Source organism: Streptomyces sp. NPDC088812, from assembly GCF_044750285.1.
GTDB lineage: Bacteria > Actinomycetota > Actinomycetes > Streptomycetales > Streptomycetaceae > Streptomyces.
Window position 1 is genome coordinate 1 of sequence record NZ_JBIVJP010000050.1, and the last position, 8,740, is coordinate 8,740.

The 8,740-nt window shown below is 72.1% G+C and carries 7 protein-coding genes; 1 reads left to right on the forward strand and 6 read right to left on the reverse strand.

Going from position 1 to position 8,740, the window contains the following annotated elements:
* Nucleotides 1-319: 319 nt before the first annotated feature.
* Nucleotides 320-1,324, reverse strand: a complete 1,005-nt coding sequence (locus tag ACIP67_RS42980; protein ID WP_401700116.1) for a stage II sporulation protein M — start codon at nucleotides 1,322-1,324, stop codon at nucleotides 320-322.
* A 126-nt stretch (nucleotides 1,325-1,450) separates the two neighbouring features.
* Between ACIP67_RS42980 and ACIP67_RS42985 the strand changes: the two genes are divergently transcribed.
* Entirely contained in the window at nucleotides 1,451-2,380 is a 930-nt protein-coding gene (locus ACIP67_RS42985) for an RDD family protein (protein WP_401700118.1), read from the forward strand.
* Between the two features lie 15 nt (nucleotides 2,381-2,395).
* Here ACIP67_RS42985 and ACIP67_RS42990 read toward each other — a convergent pair whose 3' ends face one another.
* The 5 genes from ACIP67_RS42990 to ACIP67_RS43010 form a co-directional block, all read right to left on the reverse strand.
* Nucleotides 2,396-3,010: a hypothetical protein gene (locus ACIP67_RS42990; protein ID WP_401700120.1), complete on the reverse strand. Its 615-nt coding sequence runs from the start codon at nucleotides 3,008-3,010 to the stop codon at nucleotides 2,396-2,398.
* A 192-nt stretch (nucleotides 3,011-3,202) separates the two neighbouring features.
* Nucleotides 3,203-4,660 carry an adenosylhomocysteinase gene (gene ahcY / locus ACIP67_RS42995; RefSeq protein WP_401700122.1) on the reverse strand — a complete coding sequence of 486 codons (1,458 nt, stop codon included), beginning with the start codon at nucleotides 4,658-4,660 and terminating at the stop codon, nucleotides 3,203-3,205.
* A 374-nt stretch (nucleotides 4,661-5,034) separates the two neighbouring features.
* Nucleotides 5,035-6,015, reverse strand: coding sequence for a cation diffusion facilitator family transporter (locus ACIP67_RS43000; protein ID WP_401700125.1), 981 nt, complete (start codon nucleotides 6,013-6,015; stop codon nucleotides 5,035-5,037).
* 136 nt (nucleotides 6,016-6,151) lie between these two features.
* Complete coding sequence (manA, locus tag ACIP67_RS43005) at nucleotides 6,152-7,303, reverse strand: mannose-6-phosphate isomerase, class I (RefSeq protein ID WP_401700128.1); 1,152 nt, start codon at nucleotides 7,301-7,303, stop codon at nucleotides 6,152-6,154.
* A gap of 162 nt (nucleotides 7,304-7,465) precedes the next feature.
* Nucleotides 7,466-8,599, reverse strand: coding sequence for an SIS domain-containing protein (locus ACIP67_RS43010; protein ID WP_401700130.1), 1,134 nt, complete (start codon nucleotides 8,597-8,599; stop codon nucleotides 7,466-7,468).
* Nucleotides 8,600-8,740: the final 141 nt, after the last annotated feature.

Here is an 8,740-nt window from a genome sequence, read left to right on the forward strand (position 1 = left end):
TGCGTTTCCGACTCTATCAGATCTTTTCTCGATCCGATTTCCTCGGCGCTTTCCAGGTTTCCGCTCTCGCGTTTCCCTTTCCGGCGGTTCCGACTTTATCAGAAGTTCCGAGCCGGTCTGACCGGCCATTCATTTCCGATTAATCGGGGGTGGCTTCTGCGGAAGAAGTGTTCCGAGAGGCCTTATAGATTCTCGCTCGCTGCCGACCGGACCCTGTCCAGTCCAGGCAACTGTTCGAATCTACCTCCCCACGCGCTCCGTGTCAACGGCTCTTGTGGGGCGAAGAGGAGACTAGCAGCTCGGCAGGGTCCGTCGCACATCACGCGGCCGTCGGCGCGGTGGCGCTGCGCTCGGCGTCGTCGAGGTCGCCCGTGTCCCCGGCGCGGACGGCCCTGGCGCCGAGGACGTAGACGTAGGCGAGGAAGGCCAGCTCGGCGGTGATGCCGATGGTGATGCGGGTCCAGGTGGGCAGGCCGGAGGGGGTGACGAAGCCTTCGATGGCGCCCGAGACGAGGAGGACCAGGGCGAGGCCGATGGCCATGGCCACGGCGGCTCTGCCCTCCTCCGCCAGGGCTGTGCGTCGCGTGCGGGGACCGGGGTCGATGAGTGTCCAGCCGAGCCGCAGGCCGGTGCCGGCGGCGACGAAGACCGCGGTGAGTTCGAGAAGGCCGTGCGGGAGGACGAGGCCGAGGAAGGTGTCGAGGCGGTCGGCCGACGACATCAGGCCCATGCCGACGCCGAGGTTGAGCATGTTCTGGAAGAGGATCCACAGGACCGGCAGGCCGAGGAAGACACCCAGGACCAGGCACATCGCGGCAGCCTGGGCGTTGTTCGTCCAGACCTGGGCGGCGAAGGAGGTGGCCGGGTGGCTGGAGTAGTAGGTCTCGTACTGGCCACCGGGCCGCGTGAGCTCGCGCAGCTCGGCGGGGGCGGCTATGGAGGACCGCACTTCGGGGTGCGTGCCGATCCACCATCCGAGAAGGGCGGCGACGGCGGTGGAGACGAGTGCGGTCGGGACCCACCAGTGGCGCGTCCGGTACACCGCGGCGGGGAAGCCCCGGGTGAGGAAGCGCGTGGCGTCCCGCCACGAGGCCTGTCGGGTGCCGGTCACCGTGCTGCGCGCGCGGGCCACCAGGTGGCTGAGCCGGCCGGTGAGCTGTGGGTCGGGGGCGCTGGACCGGATCAGCGAGAGGTGGGTGGCCGTGCGCTGATAGAGGGTGACGAGTTCGTCGGCCTCGCCGCCGGTGAGGCGGCGCCGGCGCAGGAGGGCGTCGAGACGGTCCCATTCGGCTCGATGCGCGCAGACGAAGACGTCGAGGTCCATCGGGGTCCCTGCTCCTCGGCTTCGTGGGCGGCCGGTCGTGTACGTCGGCTTGTCGTACTGCGGTGCGGTGGGTTCCCAGCTTGGCAGACTGGCCGTCGTCGGGGCGGGTCGGGAAGGGCGGCGGGCGTGAGTGAGCTGGTGACGGGCGAGGCGGTGGCGCTGGAGTTGGAGCCTGCCAGGTTGCCCAGCAGGTCTTTGGCCGCGTTGCTGGATCTGACCGTGGCCGTGGTGGGCTACGTCGTCGTGAGCATCGCCCTGGTGGCGGCTACGGCGTCCCTGGACGAGGCCGCGCGCACGGCGGTGTCGATCGCCGCGTTCCTGCTGGTGCTGGTGGGTGGGCCGGTCGCGGTGGAGACGCTCACCCGGGGGCGGTCCTTGGGGAAGCTGGCGTGCGGGCTGCGGGTGGTGAGGGACGACGGCGGGCCGATCCGGTTCCGGCACGCGCTGGTGCGCGGCGCGCTCGGGGTGGTGGAGATCCTGCTGACGGCGGGGGTGGTGGCCTGTGTCGCCTCACTGGTGTCGGCGCGCGGGCGGCGGCTCGGGGACGTGTTCGCCGGGACGCTGGTGGTGCGGGAGCGGGTGCCCGTGGCGCGGACCGGGTTCCTGCCTCCTCCGCCGCCGTGGCTGGCCGGGAGGTTCGCCGGGCTCGATCTGTCGGCGGTGCCGGACGGTCTGTGGCTGGCGGTCCGGCAGTACCTGGGGCGGGTGGAGCAGCTGGATGTGCAGGTGGGCCGGTCGATGGCGGAGCGGCTGGCCGCGGATCTCGCGGCGCGTACGGGGGTGCCGGTTCCCCAGGGGGTGCCGTCGGCCGCGTATCTGGCGGCTGTTCTGCAGGAGCGGCAGGTGCGGGAGGCGCGGCGGGCGTACGGGTCCGGGGGCGGGCGGGACGGGAGTGGGGGTGGTGTCGGGCCGGGTGTGCCGGGTGTGGTGCCGTCCGTATCTGATGGTGGTGGCTGGGTGGCGCCGGAGGCCGGGGTGGGGGGCGGGGCGGCGTCGGCCGGGGACGCGGCGCCGTCGGTGGAGCGTCCGGCGACCGGGTTCGTGCCGCCCGCGTAGGCCTCCCCGTGGGCGTCAGGGGAAGGTCGAGGGGGGTGACGCGAGGTCTTCCAGCTCGACTCCGGGTGCCGCGAGGACCACGTCCCCGGCGATGTGGACGGTGTGCCGTTCCCCGGTGTCCAGGGCTGTGACCTGGTATTCGTCGACGATCAGGGGGCCGTTGTCAGTGGCGTGTGCTTCTCTTTCGACCAAGGCCCAGGACTGGTCCACGGTGCGCGGGGCGAGGACCGGGTCCGTGAAGGCGACGAGGCGGACGCGGGTTGCGGAAGGGGGAAGGGTGAGACGCAGGAGTCGGGCGGTGGCGACGAGGAAGGCGGGGGAGGTGCCGGTGAAGGCGTGGGCCTGGACGTTGCCTTCCGTGGCGTGGGTGCCGGTGGGGTCGGTGCGGACCCAGGTGACGCCGTCGAGCGCCGCGCCGCGTACCTGCCAGCCGCCCGCGTGGAGTTCGAGTCGGAGAGGGCGGCCCAGGTCGTCGAGGGTGAGGTCCACGGAGCCGCTGTGATCGCCGGTGGGGGTGGTCAGTTGGGAGACGTAGCGCCAGCCGGAGGGGCCGGGGGCGCACTGGAAGTCCTCATGGGCGAGGGGGGTGTGATCGTGCGGGTCGTGGAGCGCATAGCGGCCGCGGGGCATCGGGGTCCTGGGGGGTGACGGGCTGGTCCGGGCACCTCGCCGAGGTGGCCGGCACGGGACGGCCGGTGCGGCCGGAGACCGAAGGGGCAGGCCCCCGACACGGGGGTGCGGGGGCCTGCCTCGGAGGAAATCTGTCCGGTGCCGGGGGCGCGTCGAGTGCTCGGTGCGCTCCCCGGCGGTGGGGCTGCGGACTCAGTAGCGGTAGTGGTCCGGCTTGAAGGGTCCCTCGACGTCGACGCCGATGTAGGCGGCCTGCTCGGGGCGGAGCGTGGTGAGCTTGACGCCGAGCGCGTCCAGGTGGAGGCGGGCGACCTTCTCGTCGAGGTGCTTGGGCAGGGTGTAGACGCCGGTCGGGTACTCGTTCGGCTTGGTGAACAGCTCGATCTGGGCCAGGGTCTGGTCCGCGAAGGAGTTGGACATCACGAAGGACGGGTGGCCGGTGGCGTTGCCCAGGTTCAGCAGGCGGCCCTCGGACAGGACGATGATCACCTTGCCGTCGGGGAAGGTCCAGGTGTGGACCTGCGGCTTGACCTCGTCCTTGACGATGCCGGGGACCTTGGCGAGGCCGGCCATGTCGATCTCGTTGTCGAAGTGGCCGATGTTGCCGACGATGGCCTGGTGCTTCATCTTGGCCATGTCCGAGGCCATGATGATGTCCTTGTTGCCGGTCGTGGTGATGAAGATGTCGGCCTTGTCGATGACCTCGTCGAGGGTCGTGACCTGGTAGCCGTCCATCGCGGCCTGGAGGGCGCAGATGGGGTCGATCTCGGTGACGACGACACGGGCGCCCTGGCCGCGCAGGGACTCGGCGCAGCCCTTGCCGACGTCGCCGTAGCCGCAGACGACGGCGGTCTTGCCGCCGATGAGGACGTCGGTGGCGCGGTTGATGCCGTCGATGAGGGAGTGGCGGCAGCCGTACTTGTTGTCGAACTTCGACTTGGTGACGGCGTCGTTGACGTTGATCGCCGGGAAGAGGAGGACGCCGTCGCGCTGCATCTCGTACAGGCGGTGGACGCCGGTGGTGGTCTCCTCGGTGACGCCGCGGATCTCCGAGGCGAGCTGGGTCCACTTCTGGGAGCCCTCGGTGATGGTGCGGTGGAGGAGTTCGAGGATGACGCGGTGCTCCTCGTTCTCGGCGGTGTCGACGGCGGGGACCGTGCCGTCCTTCTCGTACTCGACGCCCTTGTGGACGAGGAGGGTGGCGTCACCGCCGTCGTCGAGGATCATGTTGGGGCCGCCGGTGGGGCTGTCCGGCCAGGTGAGGGCCTGCTCGGTGCACCACCAGTACTCCTCCAGGGTTTCGCCCTTCCAGGCGAAGACCGGGACGCCCTGGGGGTTGTCCACGGTGCCGTTCGGGCCGACGGCGATGGCGGCGGCCGCGTGGTCCTGGGTGGAGAAGATGTTGCAGGAGGCCCAGCGGACCCGGGCGCCGAGGGCGACGAGGGTCTCGATGAGGACGGCGGTCTGCACGGTCATGTGCAGAGAGCCGGTGACGCGGGCGCCGGCGAGGGGCTGGGCGGTGGCGTACTCCTTGCGGATCGCCATGAGGCCCGGCATCTCGTGCTCGGCGAGGGTGATCTCCTTGCGGCCGAACTCGGCCAGGGAGAGGTCGGCGACCTTGAAGTCCTGTCGGCTGTCGACAGTCGTCATGGTGGGCTGCTCCTCGGGGTTGGGGCGAGGTGTGGGTACGGCCGGTCTGCGCGGCGGCGGACACAGGGGTGTCCTGCGGGGACACGGGTGTGCCCGCAGTGTGCGCGGCGCAGTCCGTCGGAGGCCCTCTCTCCCTCGGCCGGTCCGTCGTGGACCGCCCGACCGCCATCAGCAGCGACGTCTGGCTCTCTTCCAAGCTACACGGTGGCCCGGTGAGGCCCCAGTCCGCCTCTGGCGGATCACCTCCGTCGCGGTGGGTGCGATGCGCGGGGGCGGGAAACGCGGCGGGGCCCGCCGTGGTCGGCGGGCCCCGTCGGGTGGCTGGGTGGTCGGTGGCCGTCCGGTTAGTGGCCGTCCGGTCAGTGGCCGTCCTGTCAGTGGTCGGCCGGGGAGTGGCTGGGGCCGCCCGGGGTCGCTTCGGGGTCGGCGCCCTTGGCGGCCTCGGACTCGCTGTAGATGTCGGGCTCGAGGTAGATGACGCGGGCGATGGGGACGGCCTCGCGGATGCGGGTCTCGGCGGCGTCGATGGCGGTGGCGACCTCGGTGGCGGTGTCGTCGTGCCGGACGGCGATCTTGGCGGCGACGAGGAGCTCCTCGGGGCCGAGGTGGAGGGTGCGCATGTGGATGACGCGGGTGACGGTGTCGCCGTCGACGATGGCGGTCTCGATCTTGCGGACCTCCTCGACGCCGGCGGACTCGCCGAGGAGCAGGGACTTGGTCTCGGCGGCGAGGACGAGGGCGATGAGGACGAGCAGCACGCCGATGCAGACGGTGCCGATGCCGTCCCAGACGCTGTCGCCGGTGACGACGGCGAGGCCGACACCGAGCAGGGCGAGGACCAGGCCGACGAGGGCGCCGAAGTCCTCCAGGAGGACGACGGGGAGTTCGGGCGCCTTGGCGCGGCGTACGAACTCCTTCCAGGAGAGGTCGCCGCGCAGCGGGTCGGACTCCTTGATGGCCGTCCGGAAGGAGAAGGACTCGGCGATGATCGCGAAGACGAGGACGCCGACGGGCCAGTACCAGTTCTCCAGCTCGTGCGGGTGCTCGATCTTCTCGTAGCCCTCGTAGATGGCGAACATGCCGCCGACGGAGAAGAGGACGATGGAGACGAGGAAGGCGTAGATGTAGCGTTCACGGCCGTAGCCGAAGGGGTGTTGGGGGGTGGCCTCGCGCTGGGCCTTCTTGCCGCCGACCAGGAGGAGGGCCTGGTTGCCGGAGTCGGCGAGCGAGTGGACGCCCTCGGCGAGCATCGACGACGAGCCGCTGAAGGCGAACGCCACGAACTTCGATGCCGCGATCGCTAGGTTGGCGGCGAGTGCCGCCACGATCGCCTTGGTACCGCCTGACGCGCTCATGTGTTCGCGTGGTCCCTTCGTCCTCGGGTGGTCCTGGGGGCGCTCGTGCCGTCGTCGGCTTTGCCCGTCCTTTGCGATGCGCCATTGTTGCAGCCCGGTCCGTGAGGCGTGTGCCCGGTGGGCCGGGCGGGATGCGTCAGGCGACGACGGTGGCGCGGAAGACCGTGCCGGGTCCGGACACTTCGGCTTTTTCGCCCGCGGGGACGAAGGTGGAGTGGCCGGGGGTCAGGTCGTGGTCGCCCGCGCGGACGGTACCGGCGGTGCACAGGAGGATCTGCGGGGTCGCGAGGGTGAGGTCGTGGGGGGCGGTGCCCGCGGGGAGGACGTACCGGGAGAGGCGGAACTCGTCGATGGGGGTCTCGAAGATCTCCTCGCCGTCCGGGCCGGCCTCGGGGCGCAGGACGCGGGGGTCGCCGGGCTCGAAGCGGACGATGCGCAGGAGTTCGGGGACGTCGACGTGTTTGGGGGTCAGGCCGCAGCGCAGGACGTTGTCGGAGTTGGCCATGATCTCGACGCCGAGGCCGCTGAGGTAGGCGTGCGGGACGCCGGCGCCGAGGAAGAGGGCTTCGCCGGGCTGGAGGCGGATGTGGTTGAGGAGCATGGCGGCGATGACGCCGGGGTCGCCGGGGTGGTGGTGGGCGATGCCGGCGTAGGGGGCGTGGTCGCCGCCGAGGCGGTCGCAGGCGGCCGCGGCGGCGGTGACGGTGCGGGTCATCTCGTCGGGGTCGGCGGTGAGGATCGCGGTGAGGACCTCGCGCAGGGCCGCCTCCGCGGGACGGGCGCGCAGGAGGTCGGCGTACGGCTTGAGGGAGTCGACGCCGAGGCCGTCGAGGAGGTCGGCGGCGCGGGTGGGGGCGCGGAAGCCGCAGAGGCCGTCGAACTCGGTGAGGGCGCAGATGAGTTCGGGTTTGTGGTTGGCGTCCTTGTAGTTGCGGTGGGGGGCGTCGACGGGGACACCCCGGCGTTCCTCGTCCTCGTAGCCCGCGCGGGCCTGTGCGAGGTCGGGGTGGACCTGGAGGGAGAGGGGGGCGCCGGCGGCGAGGACCTTGAGGAGGAAGGGGAGGCGGGGACCGAACCGGGTGACGGCGGCCGTGCCGAGTTCCGCGCGCGGGTCGGCCTCGATGACGTCGAGGAGGGTGCCCCGGTCGGTGCGGGAGGGTGCGCCCGGGTGGGCGCCCATCCACATCTCGGCCTGTGGTTCGCCGTTCGGTTCGACGCCGAGGAGGTGCGGGATGGCGGTGGGGGAACCCCAGGCGTAGGGGCGGACGGTGTTGTCGAGGCGGTACATGCGGTGTCTCTGCCTGCCTGTCTGTCGGTCTGCCGCGGCTGCCGCGCGGGTGGCTGCCGCGGTCGGCTGTGACGGTCCGTCTGTCTCGTGGGCCGGCGCGCCGTTGCTCGTTCCGGCGGCCCGCGACGGAGGTCGCCCGTGTGCGGTCGGTCGGTCGCCAGATCAGGCGCCCGAGGCGAGCGCCAGGTAAACGGCGGCGAAATCCGTGATGGCGATCAGTTCGGCCAGGGTGACGAGTTCGTCGCCGGGCTCCGGTTCGAGTTCGCTGATCGGCGTGTCGTGGCTGAGGGCGAGGTCGCGGGCGGCGGGGGCGGCGGTGAGTCCGCCGATCGGGCGGTCGCGCAGCAGCACTACGCGCGCGTGCAGGGCGGGCGGTTCCTCGACGCGGTCGCGGAAGAAGTCGTCCGGGTCGGCGCTGGCGGCGAGGGGGCCGGCGAGCAGGGCGCTGTGGGCGGCGAGGGCCTCGGGGAGTTCGGCGACGATGGCGGGGCGGCCGGAGAGTTCGGCGAGCGCGGCGGCGAAGCGGCGGCCGGCGGGGCCGGCGGAGTCGCCCTCGGTCCAGATGACGGGGAGGGCGTCGGCGAGTTCGGCGGCCAGGGTCTTGGCGGGGTTGCTGTAGGTCGCGATGGCGGGGCCGCAGCGTTCGGCGATGTGGTCGAGGCGGTCGGCGACCTTCTCCAGGGCGTCCGGCGGGGCGGAGAGCAGGGCGATCCGGTCGAGGAGCGCGAGGAGCGGGGTGAGCAGGGCCCACAGGACGCCGGGGGCGGACGCGGCGACGGGGGGTTGCTCGTCCTGTTCGTACGGTGCGGTCGCCAGCGGTACGAACAGGCCGTGGGCGCCGGCCACGGCCTCGGTGAGCGGGGAGCGGACGGGCGCGACGGCGGCGACGGTGCAGCCGCGCCGGTAGGCCTGCTCGGCGAGGAGGGAGAGGCCGGGTTCGCTGCCGTCGGGGGTGGCGATGAGGAGGAGGTCGACGGAGCCGACCCAGCCGGGGAGTTCCCAGCGCAGGGCGCCCGCGGCGGGGGCCACGCCGGTGGGGGCGAGGCGGGTGACCGGGCAGGAGGCGCCGGCGAGGGTGCCGAGGAGGTCCGCGACGCAGGTGGCGGCCGCTCCGGGGCCGGCGATGAGGATCGCGCGCGGACGGCCGTCCGGTTCGAGCTGGGGGACGCCGGCCTCGATGGCGTGCCGGGCGGCGGTGCGGACACGCGCGCCGGCCTCGGCGGCTCCGCGCAGGAGCGCCCGGTGGTCTGCCTCGGCCAGGGCCTCCGGCGTGTCGAGCAGCGATTCGTCGAGCATGGCGTCAGGTCTCCGATCGCCGGGTCGTCGTCGGTGTGCGGGCGCCGGGGGGTGCCTCTATGTCTTTCGTCAAGGCACCCTCGTCGGGTTTGGGGTAGTTCGGGCTCGTCGCGGTTATGCGGCGAGCCCGATGGTTTTCGG